The sequence below is a fragment of the Kitasatospora sp. NPDC059408 genome (assembly GCF_042751525.1).
GTDB lineage: Bacteria > Actinomycetota > Actinomycetes > Streptomycetales > Streptomycetaceae > Kitasatospora.
Window position 1 is genome coordinate 227999 of the sequence record NZ_JBHYWI010000001.1, and the last position, 15168, is coordinate 243166.

Annotated in this window: 15 protein-coding genes and 1 riboswitch; of the genes, 10 read left to right on the top strand and 5 right to left on the bottom strand. The window is 71.2% G+C overall.

What is annotated here, in order from left to right:
- Nucleotides 1–86 precede the first annotated feature (86 nt).
- Nucleotides 87–932 (bottom strand): TIM barrel protein, encoded by an 846-nt coding sequence (locus ACFXDE_RS00935; RefSeq protein ID WP_380489478.1) that lies wholly within the window; start codon nt 930–932, stop codon nt 87–89.
- Between the two features lie 213 nt (nt 933–1145).
- Here ACFXDE_RS00935 and ACFXDE_RS00940 point away from each other — a divergent pair, with 213 nt between their 5' ends.
- The 7 genes from ACFXDE_RS00940 (at nt 1146) to ACFXDE_RS00970 (ending at nt 7266) form a co-directional block, all read left to right on the top strand.
- Nucleotides 1146–1433: a thiamine-binding protein gene (locus ACFXDE_RS00940; protein WP_380437953.1), complete on the top strand. Its 288-nt coding sequence runs from the start codon at nt 1146–1148 to the stop codon at nt 1431–1433.
- Complete coding sequence (locus ACFXDE_RS00945) at nt 1430–1810, top strand: helix-turn-helix domain-containing protein (protein WP_359957717.1); 381 nt, start codon at nt 1430–1432, stop codon at nt 1808–1810. The genes ACFXDE_RS00940 and ACFXDE_RS00945 overlap by 4 nt, the downstream gene beginning before the upstream one ends.
- 228 nt (nt 1811–2038) lie before the next feature.
- Nucleotides 2039–2542 carry a 2-oxo-4-hydroxy-4-carboxy-5-ureidoimidazoline decarboxylase gene (uraD, locus tag ACFXDE_RS00950; protein ID WP_380489481.1) on the top strand — a complete coding sequence of 168 codons (504 nt, stop codon included), beginning with the start codon at nt 2039–2041 and terminating at the stop codon, nt 2540–2542.
- 153 nt (nt 2543–2695) lie between these two features.
- Nucleotides 2696–3031, top strand: coding sequence for a hydroxyisourate hydrolase (gene uraH / locus ACFXDE_RS00955; protein ID WP_380489484.1), 336 nt, complete (start codon nt 2696–2698; stop codon nt 3029–3031).
- 33 nt (nt 3032–3064) lie between these two features.
- Nucleotides 3065–3985, top strand: a complete 921-nt coding sequence (pucL, locus tag ACFXDE_RS00960) for a factor-independent urate hydroxylase (RefSeq protein WP_380437814.1) — start codon at nt 3065–3067, stop codon at nt 3983–3985.
- Between the two features lie 317 nt (nt 3986–4302).
- Nucleotides 4303–5763 (top strand): nucleobase:cation symporter-2 family protein, encoded by a 1461-nt coding sequence (locus ACFXDE_RS00965; RefSeq protein ID WP_380489488.1) that lies wholly within the window; start codon nt 4303–4305, stop codon nt 5761–5763.
- A 117-nt stretch (nt 5764–5880) separates the two neighbouring features.
- Nucleotides 5881–7266, top strand: coding sequence for an 8-oxoguanine deaminase (locus tag ACFXDE_RS00970; protein WP_380437810.1), 1386 nt, complete (start codon nt 5881–5883; stop codon nt 7264–7266).
- A 311-nt stretch (nt 7267–7577) separates the two neighbouring features.
- Here ACFXDE_RS00970 and ACFXDE_RS00975 read toward each other — a convergent pair whose 3' ends face one another.
- Together ACFXDE_RS00975 and aceB are read right to left on the bottom strand one after the other, a co-directional pair.
- The gene (locus tag ACFXDE_RS00975; RefSeq protein WP_380437808.1) at nt 7578–7979 is read right to left on the bottom strand and encodes a gamma-glutamylcyclotransferase; all 402 of its coding nucleotides are present in this window, start codon (nt 7977–7979) and stop codon (nt 7578–7580) included.
- 175 nt (nt 7980–8154) lie between these two features.
- Nucleotides 8155–9804, bottom strand: coding sequence for a malate synthase A (aceB, locus tag ACFXDE_RS00980; RefSeq protein WP_380489491.1), 1650 nt, complete (start codon nt 9802–9804; stop codon nt 8155–8157).
- A gap of 203 nt (nt 9805–10007) precedes the next feature.
- Here aceB and ACFXDE_RS00985 point away from each other — a divergent pair, with 203 nt between their 5' ends.
- Together ACFXDE_RS00985 and ACFXDE_RS00990 are read left to right on the top strand one after the other, a co-directional pair.
- A complete protein-coding gene (locus ACFXDE_RS00985) occupies nt 10008–10805 on the top strand; it encodes an IclR family transcriptional regulator (protein WP_380489493.1) in 798 nt (265 codons plus the stop codon).
- Between the two features lie 277 nt (nt 10806–11082).
- The gene (locus ACFXDE_RS00990; protein ID WP_380489495.1) at nt 11083–11574 is read left to right on the top strand and encodes a hypothetical protein; all 492 of its coding nucleotides are present in this window, start codon (nt 11083–11085) and stop codon (nt 11572–11574) included.
- Nucleotides 11575–11596: 22 nt separating this feature from the next.
- Here the strand turns inward: ACFXDE_RS00990 and ACFXDE_RS00995 are convergent, their stop codons facing one another.
- The gene (locus tag ACFXDE_RS00995; RefSeq protein ID WP_380489497.1) at nt 11597–12880 is read right to left on the bottom strand and encodes a hypothetical protein; all 1284 of its coding nucleotides are present in this window, start codon (nt 12878–12880) and stop codon (nt 11597–11599) included.
- A gap of 1 nt (nt 12881) precedes the next feature.
- Nucleotides 12882–13054: riboswitch (cyclic di-AMP (ydaO/yuaA leader) on the bottom strand.
- A 485-nt stretch (nt 13055–13539) separates the two neighbouring features.
- On the opposite strand from ACFXDE_RS00995, the gene ACFXDE_RS01000 reads away from it, so the two are divergent.
- Entirely contained in the window at nt 13540–13869 is a 330-nt protein-coding gene (locus ACFXDE_RS01000; protein WP_380437798.1) for a MoaF N-terminal domain-containing protein, read from the top strand.
- Between the two features lie 119 nt (nt 13870–13988).
- On the opposite strand, the gene ACFXDE_RS01005 is transcribed toward ACFXDE_RS01000, so the two are convergent.
- Complete coding sequence (locus ACFXDE_RS01005) at nt 13989–15158, bottom strand: alpha/beta hydrolase (protein WP_380489499.1); 1170 nt, start codon at nt 15156–15158, stop codon at nt 13989–13991.
- Nucleotides 15159–15168: the final 10 nt, after the last annotated feature.

The following is a 15168-nucleotide window of genomic DNA, read 5'->3' on the forward strand; positions in this document are numbered from 1 at the left end:
GGCCGGGTGGCCGGCCCGCGGGACGGGCCGGGGCGCGCTCGCGGCGCGGCGCGCCCGGTGGCGCGGTGCCGCCTCGCGGCGCGGCGCTACTTCGCGGCGCGCAGCTCGCGCGGCAGCCACCCGAAGCTGTCGGCGCTGACGCCGGTGGAGGGGCGGTACTCCAGGCCGATCGAGCCGGCGTAGCCGGCGGCGGAGAGGCGGGCGAAGAGGTCCTCGAAGTCCAGCTCTCCGGTGCCGGGCTCGTTGCGGCCCGGGTTGTCGGCTATCTGCACGTGGCCGATGCGGTCGGCGTAGGTGTCGATGACGGCCGCCAGATCCTCGCCGTTCTTGGCCAGGTGGTAGAGGTCGCAGAGGAACTTGGCGTTGCCGAGCCCGGTGGCCGCGTTGACCTTGTCGACGATCTCGACCGCGGCGGGGGCCGACACCAGCGGGTAGTCCGGGGACTCGACCACGTTGAGGGCCTCGATCAGCAGGATCGCGCCGATCTCGTGCGCGGCCTTCGCGGCCAGCACCAGGTTCTCCAGCGCGAGCGCGTCCTGCTCGGCCGGGTCCACACCCTCGACCCGGTTGCCGTACAGCGCGTTGAGCGCGGTGGCACCGAGCGAGGCGGCGAGCTCGGCGGCGACCGGGACGTTGGCCCGGAAGCGCTCCTTGTCGGCCGGCACCGAGACCGTACCGCGGACGCCCTTGCTCAGGTCGTCCAGGAAGTTGAGGCCGGTGAGCCGTACGCCCGCGTCGGTGAAGGCCTTGCGGAGCGCGTCCTGCTCGGCCTGCGAGGGGGCGTGCTCCTCGCCGAAGGGCCACCACAGCTCGGCGGCCGTGAAGCCGGCGGCGGCGGCAGCGGCCGGGCGCTCCAGCAGCGGGAGCTCACCGAACAGGATCGACAGGTTGACCGTGAAGCTGTGCCGGGAAGCTGCCGTCACGTCACTCACCTCTCACTCTCTTCCGACATCCTCAACTTCCACAATCCGGAAGAGGGATTCTGCGTGGTGGAAGCATCTCCGCCCCGCCGATCGACTGTCAAGGCCGCCGCAACAATTTGTTGAAGTGGCCCGGAAACCCCTCCGCGAAGGGCCCGGCGCTGTCCGATCACCCAGGGCCTGCCCCGTCCCACCCCCGCTCGCTAGAGTGAGCGGGTGCGATTGATGGTGGAGTTCACGACAGAACCGTTCGAGCTGGACACGTTCCCCGAGCACGCCGCGGCGGCCCGCAAGGTCGTCGACGAGGCCGGCCTGGCCGTCTCGGTCGGCCCCTTCGGGACCGGCGCCGAGGGCGAGGCCGACCAGGTCCTCACCGCGGTGACCAGGCTGCTCCGCGAGACCCTGGACGCCGGCGCGACCCGGATCTCGGTCCAGGTCAGCGTGCTGGGCGACGGCGAGGGCAACGGCGGCGCGGTGGCCGACGCGACGCGGGAGGAGGGCGGTACGCCGTGACCGAGCACGTGGAACACCCGCTCGCCGCGGCCGTCAAGCCGCTGCTGGACGCGGTCGGCGCGACGCCCGTCCCGCTGGGCGAGGCGAAGGCCGAGGACGTCGTCCTGGAGTGGGAGGGCGCCCCGGCGCTCGCCGTCCGGCTGCCGCACCTGAGCAGCGCGCTGGACCGGCTGCTGGCCGAGATGACCCGCCAGTTCGACGGCCGCCCGCTGGCCGAGCTCGACCGCTGGGAGAAGCAGCGGGTCGTCGCCCTCCTGGAGGAGCGCGGCGCCTTCACCGTCCGCCACGGGGTCGAGACCGTCGCCTCGGCGCTCGGCGTCAGCCGCTTCACCGTGTACAACTACCTCAACCGCCAGGACGGCTCGAAGTCCTCCTGAGGCACCCGTGGGCACCGCCGGCGGAACCCTCCCAAAACGGGCAGCCCCGCCGGTGCGTTCCAGTGTGGGCCGCCCTCCGGCGGGGCACACTTGGCGAATCGCACACGAAACGGCCCGGCAACACGGGCCCGCCCAAAACGTAACCACCAACCGTTAAACAAAGTGTTGACGGCCGGGTGGGGCCGATCTAGCTTGTGCGGGTGGCACCACTCTTCAGGAGGTCCACCTGTGACCAACCACCCCCACGCCCTCGACGCCCTCGCGGCGGCCGACGCCGCCGAGCTTGAGGCGATCCTGCTGGAAATCTGCTCCAGCCCCCGCTGGGCCGCCGCCGTCGCGGAGGCCAAGCCCTGGTCGGACCGCAGCACCCTGCTCGCCGCCAACGCGGCGGCGATGCGGTCGCTGACGGTCGCGGACCTGCACGACGCGATGGCCGGCCACGCCCGGATCGGCAAGCCCAAGGCGGGCGACGCCACCTCCGAGCGCGAACAGGCCGGCATCCACGGCGTGGACCAAGCGCTCCTCGACGAACTGCACGAGGCCAACGCCGCCTACGAGGCGAAGTTCGGCCACGTGTTCCTGATCTGCGCGACCGGCCGTACCGCGGCCACCATGCTCGCCGCCCTGCGCGAGCGCCACCCCAACGACCCCGCCGCCGAGGCGGAGATCGTCCGGGGCGAGCTGCGCAAGATCAACGACATCCGCATCAACCGGCTGCTCGACGAGTCCTGAGCCGGTTCTGACGTATCGTCGGTTCCGCTTCCCGGCACGATCCGCGACCGACCCGACGGATCTTAATTTCTGACGATTCGTCAGATCATCGCGAGGCCGCGCCGCGCTCGGCGAAGCAACCCCACATCTGCCATCAGTAAGGTCACTTCACCCATGACTGGCATCTCCACCCACGTGCTCGACACCAGCCTCGGCCGCCCGGCCGAGGGCGTCCCGGTCGAGCTCGCACTGCACACCGAGGGTGGCTGGAAGGTGCTCGGCACCTCCGCCACGGACTCCGACGGCCGGGCCAAGGACCTGCCGGCCGTGGAGGCGGGCTCGGTCGTCCGGCTGCTCTTCGACACCGCCGCGTACTACGCGCGGCGGTCCGCGGAGCAGCCGTTCTTCCCCGAGGTCTCGATCGTCTTCACGGTCGCGCCCGCGCAGCACCACTACCACGTGCCGCTGCTGCTGAACCCGTTCGGATACTCGGTCTACCGCGGAAGCTAGTAGACCGACCTGGAAGCTCAAGGAGCCAAAGTCATGGCCCACGTGCTCGGTCAGAACCAGTACGGCAAGGCGGAGAACCGCATCGTACGCGTCTACCGCGACTCCACCCGGCACGAGATCAAGGACCTGAACGTCTCGGTCTCCCTCCAGGGCGAGTTCGAGGACGTCCACCTCACCGGTTCCAACGCCAACTGCCTCCCCACCGACACCACCAAGAACACCGTCTACGCCTTCGCCAAGGAGTACGGGATCGAGTCGGCCGAGGCCTTCGGCATCATCCTCGCGCGGCACTTCGTCGACGACACCGAGCGCGGCGTCGTCCACAGCGCACGCATCCGGATCGAGGAGTACTCCTGGGACCGGATCAAGACCCCGGACAGCTCGGCCCGCTTCATCGGCTCCGAGGAGGTCGGCCACTCCTTCGTCCGCACCGGCCAGGAGACCCGCACCACCGAGGTCGTCTACGACGGCGAGACCGTCCAGGTCATCTCCGGCCTCAAGGACCTCATCGTCATGAACTCCACCAACTCGGAGTTCTGGGGCTACATCAAGGACAAGTACACCACCCTGCAGGAAGCCTACGACCGGATCCTCGCCACCCAGGTGACGGCCCGCTGGAAGTACGGCTACAGCGGCCGCGACGGCGAGGCCCAGCCCAACTGGAACCGCTCCTACACCCACGTGAAGCGGCACCTGCTGGAGGCCTTCGCCGAGACCTACTCCTACTCGCTGCAGCAGACCCTGCACTCGATGGGCACCCGGGTCCTCAACAACCGTGCCGAGGTCGACGAGGTCCGCCTGGAGCTGCCCAACAAGCACCACTTCCTCGTCGACCTGGAGCCCTTCGGCCTCAAGAACGACAACGAGGTCTACTACGCCGCGGACCGCATGTACGGCCTCATCGAGGGCACCGTGCACCGCGAGGGCGTCGTCCCGGTCATCCCGGTCGTCTGACCTCCCCCACCATGGACACCGCCCGGCATCGCCGCACCCTCCGGCCCTCATCGGCCGGCCGAGTCCGGGCGGTTCGCACCACCTCCGGCACCACCCCTTGCAGCACCTCCAGCACCACCCTTGTCACTACCTGCTCCACGTGTTTCTCCACCCCCACCCACCGGAGTTCGTGCCTGCCTCACGGCGGCCGGCCCGGGGCACTGGAGAGGCCGGCCGAGGGACTCTTGCACCGCCGTCCCGCCCTCGGCCAGGGAAGTATCCGGCAGTCTCCAGCGCCACGGGCGCGCCGGGAGCCGCGGGCACAAGAGGGGCTCGACATGGCACCCAGCAACACCAGCACCACCGACGGCGGTTCCACCCCTGCAAGATCTTCCGGTCCGGGCGGCGTCCCAGGCCTCCCCGGCACGCCGCCCGGACCGGGAACCCACCCCGTGGACGAGGTGCTGTCCCCGGTGAAGCTCGTCTCCACCGGACTCCAGCACGTCGCCGCGATGTACGCGGGAGTCGTCGCACCCCCGCTCATCGTCGGCGCCGGCGTGGGACTCTCCCCCGCCGAACTCGCCCTGCTCATCTCGGCCAGCCTGTTCACCGCCGGACTGGCCACCCTGCTCCAGACCCTCGGCGTCTGGAAGATCGGCGCGCGGCTGCCGTTCGTGAACGGCGTGTCGTTCGCGGGCGTCGCGCCCATGATCGCCATCGCCAACGAACACGGACCGAAGCACGCCCTCCCGGTGATCTTCGGCGCGGTGATCGTCGCGGGGGTCCTGTGCTTCCTCGCGGCACCGTACTTCTGCAAGCTCATCCGGTTCTTCCCACCCGTCGTCCAGGGCACCGTGATCACCCTCATCGGGGTGTCCCTGCTGCCGGTGGCGGTGAACTGGGCGCGCGGCGGCTCGCCGGGCGCCCCCGGATTCGGCTCCATGCGGGCCATCGGCCTCGCCGCGATCACCCTCGTCGCGGTGGTGCTCTGCAACCGGCTGCTGCGCGGCTTCTGGCAGCAGCTCTCCCTGCTCGTCGGCCTGGCGTTCGGCACCCTGATCGCCTTCCCGCTGGGCCTCGCCGACTTCGGCCCGGTCAAGGACGCGAAGGTCTTCGCGCTCCCCTCCCCGTTCCACTTCGGCGCCCCCGAGTTCGACGCCGCCGCCATCGTCTCGCTGTGCATCGTCATGGTGGTCTCGATGACCGAGTCCACCGCCGACATGCTCGCGCTCGGCCGAATAGTCGACCGCGAGGCCGACGAACCCACGCTCGCCGCCGGCCTGCGCGCCGACGGCCTGGCCACCGCGCTCAGCCCGGTCTTCAACGGCTTCGCCGCCAGCGCCTTCGCCCAGAACATCGGGCTCGTGGCACTGACGAAGATCCGCAGTCGCTACGTCGTCGCGGCCGGCGGAGGCATCCTGATCCTGCTCGGGCTCTTCCCCGTGCTCGGCTCACTCGTCTCCCTCGTACCGCAGCCCGTCCTCGGCGGCGCCGGGATCGTGCTCTTCGGCACGGTCGCGGCGAGCGGCATCCGCACCCTCGCGGAGGCCGGCATGGAGTCCGGCTCGAACACCATCCTCGTCTCGGTGTCGCTCGGTGTCGGCATCGTGCCGATCGCCGTACCCACGTTCTACGACGCCTTCCCGGAGGCCGTCCGCACCCTGATGCACTCCGGGATCTCGGCCGGCACCGTGACGGCCGTCCTGCTCAACCTCCTCTTCCACCACGTCGGGGCCGCCCGCCGCGCAGCGGCCGGCGATCCACCCGGCACGACGGTGCCGACGGTGACACCGTCCTGACCGGCGGGGTGGGGGCGCGTGCCCGCTCGACGCGCCCCCACCCGTCACCCGCCGCCGCCCCTCCACGGACGCGCAGCACGCGGCACCGCTCTCGCCCTCCCCCATAGGAGCAACACCATGGCAGTCCAGCCCCCACCCGCCGACCAGCGGATCGTCATCGAGAACGCCGCCATCGCGACGGTCGACGCCAACGACACCGAGCACGCCCGCGGCCACGTGGTCATCCTCGGCAACAAGATCGAGTCGGTCGGCAGCGGCCCCGCCCCCGCCTGGCTGGACAACGTCGTGCGCCGGATCAACGCCGAGGGCCACCTCGTCACCCCCGGCCTGGTCAACACCCACCACCACTTCTACCAGTGGATCACCCGCGGCCTCGCCCAGGACAACATCCTCTTCGACTGGCTCGTCGCCCTCTACCCGACCTGGGCCCGCATCGACGAGAAGCTCGTCCACGCCGCCAGCCAGGGCTCCGCCGCCGCGCTCCTCAAGTCCGGCTGCACCACCGCCTCCGACCACCACTACGTCTTCCCCAAGGACGGCGGCGACGTCCTCGGCGCCTCCGTCGAGGCCGTCCAGGAACTCGGCCTGCGCTTCACCGCGCTGCGCGGCTCCATGGACCGCAGCAAGAAGGACGGCGGCCTGCCCCCGGACCACGCCGTCGAGGAGCTCGACGACATCCTCGCCGCCTCCGAGGCCGCCGTCGACAAGTACCACGACTCCTCCTTCGGCTCGATGCTGCACGTCGCCATCGCGCCCTGCTCCCCGTTCTCCGTCTCCACCGACCTGCTCCGGCAGTCCGCCGAACTCGCCCGCCGCAAGGGCGTACGGCTGCACACCCACGGCTCGGAGACCGCCGAGGAGGAGCAGTTCTGCAAGGAGCTGTTCGGCATGGGCCCGACCGACTACTTCGAGTCGGTCGGCTGGCTCGGCGAGGACGTGTGGATGGCGCACTGCGTCCACATGAACGACTCCGACATCGCCAAGTTCGCCGAGACCGGCACCGGCGTCGCCCACTGCCCCTCCTCCAACGCCCGCCTGGCGGCCGGCATCGCGCGCGTGCCCGACATGATCAAGGCCGGCGTACCGGTCGGCCTCGGCGTCGACGGCACCGCGTCCAACGAGTCCGGCGAGCTCGGCACCGAGCTGCGCAACGCCCTGCTCATCAACCGCCTGCACGGCTACCCGACCGCGCTGACCGGGCGCCAGGCGCTGCGCCTGGGCACCATGGGCGGCGCGCGGGTGCTCGGCCGGCAGAACGAGATCGGCTCCATCGAGGCCGGCAAGCTCGCCGACCTGGCGCTGTGGAAGATCGACGGGATCATGCACTCGTCCATCGCCGACCCGGTCGCGGCCCTGACGTTCGGCGCGCTTCCGCCGCTGTCCGTCCTCTTCGTCAACGGCAACGCCGTCGTCGAGAAGGGGCAGCTGACCACCGTCAACGAGGACCGCATCGCGCGCGACTGCGCCCGCGCCGCGAAGGAGCTCGCGGCCCGCCCGGTCTGACGGACCGGTAGCCCGCTCCTCTTCCGTTCCCTGTACTCCGGGCCGCCCAGGGACGGTGCGTGACCCGGACTCCGCGCGCCACACCCGGCGCGCGGACCGCAGCCCCGGACCCACGGCGAGGGTCCGGGGCTGCGGCGTGCCCGGGGGCGCCGAACGGATAACAGCGAACAGATAACAGATGACGAAAGTTGTCATCTGTTATCTGTTCGCTGTTATCCGTCTTTGGTTGTCCTGCCGTCGGCCCCTAGAACAGCCCCCAGCCGTCAGGCCGGTCAGGCTTGGCCAGGTTTGGTCAGGCCGGTCAGGTTTGGTCAGGCCGTGCGCCCCAGCGTCGCCAGGTAGGCGCGCCACCCGCCGTGGTGGGTGATCTCGCGGTGGACGCCGCGCTCCAGCTCCCCGCGGGCGAGCAGCATCGACAGGCACGCGGAGCCGTCCTCCAGCTCGATCACGCCGAGCTCCAGTTCACGCGGCTCCCCGGGCAGGATGACGTCGCGCAGACGCTCCAGGCTGATGTCGTACAGCTCGCCGTCGATCGCGCTGTCCACGTCCGGGTCCGCCAGCAGCCCCGGGCAGACGTCCGTCCCGCCGCTGTGGTCGATGGAGAAGAAGCGGTAGCCGGGGGCGGTCCGGGCCGGCCCGATCAGCGCGTCGGCGACCTTGGCGTGGAACGGTCCGCCGGCCATCGCCTGGCCGTTGAAGAAGATGCGTGCCATGGGTGAACTCCTCACGGGAACAAGGACCACGGCAAAGGGGCCGTGGCAAAAAAGGCCGTTCCGCACGGCGACGAGAGGACAGGTGGATTCGTCGCCGTACGGAACGGAGTAGTGGCCCGCCGGCATGCGCCACCGCGGCAGGCGTGCGGCGGTGGCACCGGCGGATAGCTTGGGGTCAGCCCAGCAGGGGCAGCGCGGGGAGGGTCAGGAAGTCCGCGAACTCCTCGGCCAGGGCGACCTGTTCGAAGAGCTGGGCGGCCTCGCGCCAGCGCCCGCCGGCGTACCCGGCCTCGCCCAGCTCGGCGCGGAGCTCGGCCAGCTCGGTGGCGACCAGGCCGCGCACCAGCTCGGCGGTGGCCTTCTCGCCGGTGTCGGAGAGCACGACGCCGTTGTGGATCCACTGCCAGATCTGCGAGCGGGAGATCTCGGCGGTGGCGGCGTCCTCCATCATGTTGAAGATGCCGACGGCGCCGAGGCCCCGCAGCCACGCCTCGATGTAGCGGACGCCGACCTGGACGGCGTTGTGCAGCCCCGCGTGGGTGCAGGTGCCGCCGGCGCCGGCGATGTCGAGCAGCTGGGCGGCGGTGACCGGCTCGGACGGCCCGGGGTTGTCCTTCTGGTTGGGCCGCTCGCCGAGCACGGCGTCGAAGGAGGCGCGGGCGACCGGGACGAGGTCCGGGTGGGCGACCCAGGAGCCGTCGAAGCCGTTGCCGGCCTCGCGGTCCTTGTCGGCCCTGACCTTCTCCAGGGCGGCCGCGTTGACCTCGGGGTCCTTGCGGCTGGGGATGAACGCGGCCATGCCGCCGATCGCGTGGGCGCCGCGCTTGTGGCAGGTCTGCACCAGCAGGCGGGTGTAGGCGGCCATGAACGGCGAGGCCATGGTGACGCTGTTGCGGTCCGGCAGGATGTAGTGCTCGCCGGCGTCGCGGAAGTTCTTGACGATCGAGAACAGGTAGTCCCAGCGGCCGGCGTTGAGTCCGGCGGCGTGGTCGCGCAGCTCGTAGAGGATCTCGTCCATCTCGAACGCGGCGGTGATGGTCTCGATCAGGACAGTGGCGCGGACGGTGCCGTGCGGGATGCCGAGCTGCGCCTGGGCGTGCGTGAACACGTCGTTCCAGAGCCGGGCTTCGAGGTGGCTCTCGGTCTTCGGGAGGTAGAAGTACGGGCCGGAGTTGGGGTCCTCCGGACCCTTGGCGAGCAGCCGGGCCGCGTTGTGGAAGAAGTACAGGCCGAAGTCGAAGAACGCGCCGGCCACCGGGACGCCGTCGACGAGCAGGTGGTTCTCGTCGAGGTGCCAGCCGCGCGGGCGGACCAGGACGGTGGCGAGTTCGGCGGCGGGCTTGAGGGCGTAGGCCTTGCCGGCGTCGCTGGTGAAGTCGATCCGGCCCTCGTAGGCGTCGATCAGGTTGACCTGGCCGCTGACGACGTTCTCCCAGGTCGGGGAGGTCGCGTCCTCGAAGTCGGCGAGCCAGATCCGCGCACCGGAGTTGAGGGCGTTGATGACCATCTTCCGGTCCGTGGGGCCGGTGATCTCGACGCGGCGGTCCTGGAGGGCGCGCGGCGCCTCGGCGACCTTCCAGTCGCCGGCGCGGACGTCGGCGGTCTCCGGGAGGAAGTCGAGCGTGCCCGCCTGCGCGATCTCGGCGCGCCGGGTCTTCCGCCGGGCGAGGAGTTCCTGCCGGCGGCCCTCGAACGCGCGGTGGAGGCCGACGACGAAGGCGACCGCCTCCGGAGTGAGCACCTCCTCCGCCCGGTGGACGCGCGGACCGGCGACAGTGACGACCGGAGCGGCGGGGGAGACGCCGGGTCCCTGATCTGTGGCCATGAGCAGGACACTCCTAAGACGGTTGAGCCTGGCGAAGGGAGCTCCGGTGGGAGCTTCCTTTGGGGAACTTCCTTGATCCGAACCCACCTGTCGGCGCATTCGATTCTGTAAGGTGGAGACTAGTTTCCGCGATACAGAATTTCAACGGTTTGTTGATGTGATCGCCGGGACTCTACTCCTCCCCGACAGCGAAGGGAACGCCGGTGGTTGCGACCCCCGACACAGCATCGACGACGGGCGCCGACCGCGCGAGCGGCGGCGTGCAGTCCGTCGAACGCGCCTTCCAGCTCCTGGAGGCGCTGGCCGACTCCGGCGGCGTGGCGACGCTCAGCGAGCTCTCCACCACCTCCGGCCTGCCGATGCCGACCATCCACCGCCTGGTACGTACCCTCGTGCAGCAGGGTTACGTCCGCCAGGACACCGCCCGCCGCTACACCCTCGGCCCCCGGCTGATCCGGCTCGGCGAGACCGCCGGGCGCCTGCTCGGCAGCTGGGCCCGCCCCTACCTGGCCGAGCTGATGGAGGCCACCGGCGAGACCGCGAACCTCGCGGTCCTGGAGGGCGGCGAGGTGGTCTACGTCGGGCAGGTGCAGTCGCGCCGCTCGATGCGGATGTTCACCGAGGTCGGCCGGCGGGTGCAGCCGCACTGCACCGGCGTCGGCAAGGCGCTGCTCGCCCAGCTCCCCGAGGAGGAGGCCCGCGCCATACTCGGCCCCAACACGCTGCCCGCGCACACCGAGTACACCGTCACCGACCCGCAGGAGCTGCTGCACCAGCTCGCCGAGGCGCGCGAGCGCGGGTACGTCGTCGACGACCAGGAGCAGGAGATCGGGGTGCGCTGCATCGCGCTCGCCGTCCCGGGCGCGCCGACGCCGACGGCGCTGTCGGTCTCCGGCCCCGAGGCCCGCATCCGGGCGCTGGAGCAGCAGGACGGCGCGGCGTCGCTCGTCTCCGTGATGCACAAGATCGCGGCCCGACTGGGGCAGGTCCTCGCGCCCTGACGAGTGGTCAGTTGAGGTGTCATGCGCAGGAAGTCGGACTGGTCGACTTCCTGTGCACACGTTCCTCCGTTCGGGCGGACGGAGGGCGGGGCGCGGCGACGGCCGCCCGCCGCTCGGCCACCCTGGTGCGGACGCGGCCCGCGACGGCGCGGGCCGCCGGAGCACGAGGGCACGGTGAACGGCGATGGAGCGCAGGCGCAAGAGGCTTCGCGGCAGGGCTGGGAACGCGGCACGGAGCGGGACGTGGCTGACGGTGGCCGTGGCGGCAGGCTGTGCGGTGGCGACGCTGACCGCCGTCCCGTCGTGGGCCGGGCAGCGGCCCGACCCCCGTCCGGCCGTGCAGCTCGCGCCGGCGAGCCGGGCCGCGGCGCTGTCCGACTCCGACCTGGAGGTCGTCCGGCTCGACCCCAGCCCCGCACCGCCCGGCGGCACCACGACCGTGCACGCCTTCGTCGCCAACCTCGGCCCGGACACCACCGCCTCGCCCTTCACCGTGATCGTCACCCTGCCGGAGGAGGTGACGGCGGTGGGCCCGTACTTCCCCGAGAACTGCGAGGCGTTCCTGGGCCGCGAGGTGCGCTGCACCTTCGGCCCCGGCCTGCCCGAGGGACGCAGCGCGACCGCGCTCGTCACGGTGCGGATCTCCCCCATGGCGCATACGGGCCTGCTGACCGGTGGGAAGGTCACGGTGATCAGCCCGGACGACCGGCACCCGCGCAACAACCGGCAGCCGTTCGACATCAGGGTCGTCGAGACGGCTGCCGGCTGATGGCTACCGTGTGCCGGTGCGGTTACCGGTAGACGCGGACGTAGTCGGCGGCGAAGGTGATCGGGGCGGTCCCCTGCGGCGCGGGGTGGTACTGCCCCGCGCACACCGACAGGTTGAGGATCAGGTACGCCGAGAAGTTCGCGCCGACGCCCTTGCCGTCCGAGAACACCTTCACGCCGTTGACGTACCAGTCCACCGAGGTGGCGCCGTAGTAGGTGCCGATGGTCACCCACTGGTCCTTCGCGACGGCGCTCGCGTTGGTGTAGTAGTCGAAGTTGCCCGGGTTGACGTGGTTGGTCAGCTCCAGGAGGTTCGGGTTGTCGGGGTGGTACTCGAAGGAGTCGACCTCCCCGTTGCCGTTCTTCCAGGTCCACAGGGCCGGCCAGGCGCCGGAGCCGGCCGGCAGCTTGACCCGGGTCTCGGCGTAGTCGCCGGTCTTGACCTGGAAGCCCTCGCTGGAGCCCTCGGTGGTGAGGAAGCCGGTGTTCCAGGACTGCTTGCCGTTCTCCAGCGTGTTGCTGCCGGGGGTGGCGGTGAAGGTGGCGACGCCGTTGGCCACGCTGACGTTGTTCGGGTCCAGCCAGTCGAGCTTGTTGTCGTCCGGGTTGTGGTTGCCGTACTTGTACGCGGTGCTCTTGTCGCCGACCCAGCGCTGGCCCCAGTTGATCGGGCCGTTGAACTCGTCGGACCAGGTCAGCGACTTGCCGGCGATCGGGGAGGACGGCGCCGGGGTGCTCGGGGTGGCGGTGGCGCTCGGGGTCTGCGTGGGCGTCTGGGTGGGTGCCTGGGTGGGCGTGGGGGTGGGGGTGGGGGTGGCCGACGGGGTGGTGGTCGGGGTCGGGGTGCCGGAGACGACGAGCTGCTGCGACGGCAGGTTGTGCCAGGCGCCACCGAAGTCCTGCCAGAACCCGAACTGGGTGTAGGTGCCGGCCGGCAGGGCGCGCGCGCCACTGGTGAAGGTGTAGCTCCACGGGCAGATCGGCACATTGCTGGCGTTGCCGGGGAAGTCGAGGTTGTTGCCGGCCGCGTCGCGCACGCCGACGCCGACGGTCTTGGCGGTGAAGCAGGACGAGGAGTGGACGGTGAGGGTCGCCGTGGCGGCCCGGCCGGCGACCATCGTGGCCGGGGCGAGCCGGTCCTGGGTGACGGTCGGACCGGTGGCGGCCTGGGCTCCGGGCGCGGACTGGAGGCCGAACAGGCCGGCGCCGGTGATGGCGAGCGCGCCGGTGGCGGCGAGGGCGGCGGTGCGGCCGCGGTGGGACGGGCGGGCATGGCGGGGCGCGGGGCGCCGGGCAGGCTTGTGCATGGGGTGTCCTCTGCGACGCCTGCGAGGTGAGCTGTCGGGTTCGGACTGAGAGGTCGCCCGGCCGCCTGTGGGAACGGCTTCACCCCAAGCCGCGGCCGGCACGCGCGAGGGCGTGCCGGGTCGTGGCGCTGACCTTGGTTCCCCCGCTCCCGTCCGCTGTGGTGCTCGGTTGCCCGCCGTCGGGTGGACGGGACTCGGCGTCCCGGCGGCGGGGTCCGCGAGGGCGGACGCCGTTGCAGGCTAGGCAGTCGGTCCGTGAACGGACAACTCGTCTCGACCGGTTGTCGCGCAGCTCACAGTTGTGTCGATCAACTACGGTGCGCAGTGGATCAGTTGGCCGGCATCCCGGCGGGCCGTTGATGTTCGGGCGAGCCGGGCGCCGATCCGGACCCCGGCGTCCGGCGCCCCGGCGGGTTCGAGGCGGTCGCGCCCGCCGAGCAGCCGGGTGCCGCCGACCGTCGCGGTGCCTGTGCCGGTGCCGGTGTCACCTGTTGGCCGGCGGTGCCCTGGCGGGCCTTGCGTGGTGACGGTGACGGGGGTGCGTCTTCACTGGCAGTGGCGTGCGAGCTCGCCCGATCGGATAAATTGGAGGTCCGACATCCACCGTCGTGCACAAGAGCACCGCGCCCCCTCCCGCAGAGACGAGGAACCGCCGCACCATGACCGCGCCCCTGCCCGCCTTCGCCGGCCGCACCTACCTCTTCCGGGCCGACAACGGCGCGGCCTTCCGCAACGCCTACTCGGCCGACGGCAAGCGGCTGCGCTGGGAGGGCCTCGGCGAGTCGGCGGGCCAGTGGGAGGACGTGGCGCTCCACGTCGCCGAGGTCGCGCCCGAGGTGTACTTCGTCAGCTGGACGGAGCAGAGCGGCATCACCGTCAGCCACGTGATGGACCTGGTCCGGCTGACGGTGCGCGCGTTCTGGACCTTCGAGGGCGAGGGCGGCCGGGTCGGCGAGCTCCACACGGGGACGCTGGAGCGGGTGGCCTGAGGCCGGCCGGTCCGCGAGGCCGGCGACCGTCGGACTGCGGGAACCGGCCGGCTGCAGCGAGTCGGGCCGCGGGGACCATCCGGCTGCGGGAACCGGCTGTCCGGCTACGAAGGCCGGCTTCAGGCTGCGGGGGCCGGCTGGCCCGGCTGGTTCGGGACCTTGAGGTGCTCGGACAGCCACTCCAGCGAGGACGGCAGCAGCTTGCTCCACGTCTCGAAGTTGTGGCCGCCGGTCTCCAGCATGCTGTACGAGACCTTCATCGGGCCGGGGCTCTGCACCGCGTCGATGAACGCCTCGGTGTCGTGCTTGTAGTCGCCGTCACCCTGCTTCGTGCCCGCCAGCAGAACGGCCGCCTTGGGCTGCGGCAGGTTCTTGAGCCGCCACATCAGGTCGGCCTCGTCCCGGCGCTGCCGGCTGCCGCCGAAGAGGTCGCCGGTGGTCGGGTCCTCGGCGGCACGGTAGTAGCCGGAGAGGGAGACGGCGGTCGGGAAGACCTCCGGGTGGCGCATGGCGAGCTTGACCGCGCAGTAGCCGCCGGTGGAGTTGCCCATGAAGGCCCACGCCTGCGGGTCGGCGGAGACCCGGAAGCTCGCCTGGATCGCCGAGGGGACGTCCTTGGTGAAGTACGTGTCGGACTGCGCGCCGCCGGGGATGTCCTCGCACTCGGTGTCCTGCGGGAGGGCCGGCGAGGGGCGCATGAGGACCATGACGGTCGGCTGCATCTTCCCCTCCTGGAGCAGCTTGAGCGCCGCGCCCGGGTAGTTGAACCGCGTGATCAGGTTCTCGGCCTGCCCGGGGAAACCGGTGCTGACGATCACGGCCGGGAACTGGCGCTGCGCGTACTCGGGCTGGAAGTACTGCGGCGGCAGGTAGACGTAGCCCTCCGTGGACAGCCGGGTGAGCTTGCCGTCGATCCGGACCTTGCGGATCTCGCCGGACTTGGCGGGCTCGCGGCCCATCGCGCCGCCGCCCTGGACTGAGGCGTGGCCGATCGTCTCCACGAGCAGGCGGCCGGAGGCGTCCGCCTTGTTGTGGATCACCACCGGGCCGTTGTCACCGCCGGTGCCGAGCAGGTCGTCCCAGCTGCTGTAGAAGGAGAAGTAGTTGTTGGCGACGAGTCCGAGCGCGGCGAGCACGGTGAACTGGGTGGCGAGCAGCGTGCCGATCCGGCCGAGCACCGCCTGCCAGGTCTTCCTCGCGAGTCTGGGCCACAGCCAGACCGTGGCGGCCATCATCACGACGGCGATCAATACGGTCAGCGCCAACACCTTGTGGCTCGTCAGACCCATGTCCTACTTG

Excerpts from the sequence above, each read along its gene's own strand:
- ACFXDE_RS00965 (WP_380489488.1), top strand. The coding sequence starts at position 4,303 with ATGGCACCCAGCAACACCAGCACCACCGACGGCGGTTCCACCCCTGCA.
- pucL (WP_380437814.1), top strand. The coding sequence starts at position 3,065 with ATGGCCCACGTGCTCGGTCAGAACCAGTACGGCAAGGCGGAGAACCGC.
- ACFXDE_RS01000 (WP_380437798.1), top strand. The coding sequence starts at position 13,540 with ATGACCGCGCCCCTGCCCGCCTTCGCCGGCCGCACCTACCTCTTCCGG.
- ACFXDE_RS00940 (WP_380437953.1), top strand. The coding sequence starts at position 1,146 with ATGGTGGAGTTCACGACAGAACCGTTCGAGCTGGACACGTTCCCCGAG.
- ACFXDE_RS00970 (WP_380437810.1), top strand. The coding sequence starts at position 5,881 with ATGGCAGTCCAGCCCCCACCCGCCGACCAGCGGATCGTCATCGAGAAC.
- uraH (WP_380489484.1), top strand. The coding sequence starts at position 2,696 with ATGACTGGCATCTCCACCCACGTGCTCGACACCAGCCTCGGCCGCCCG.
- ACFXDE_RS00995 (WP_380489497.1), bottom strand. The coding sequence starts at position 12,880 with ATGCACAAGCCTGCCCGGCGCCCCGCGCCCCGCCATGCCCGCCCGTCC.
- aceB (WP_380489491.1), bottom strand. The coding sequence starts at position 9,804 with ATGGCCACAGATCAGGGACCCGGCGTCTCCCCCGCCGCTCCGGTCGTC.
- ACFXDE_RS01005 (WP_380489499.1), bottom strand. The coding sequence starts at position 15,158 with ATGGGTCTGACGAGCCACAAGGTGTTGGCGCTGACCGTATTGATCGCC.
- ACFXDE_RS00975 (WP_380437808.1), bottom strand. The coding sequence starts at position 7,979 with ATGGCACGCATCTTCTTCAACGGCCAGGCGATGGCCGGCGGACCGTTC.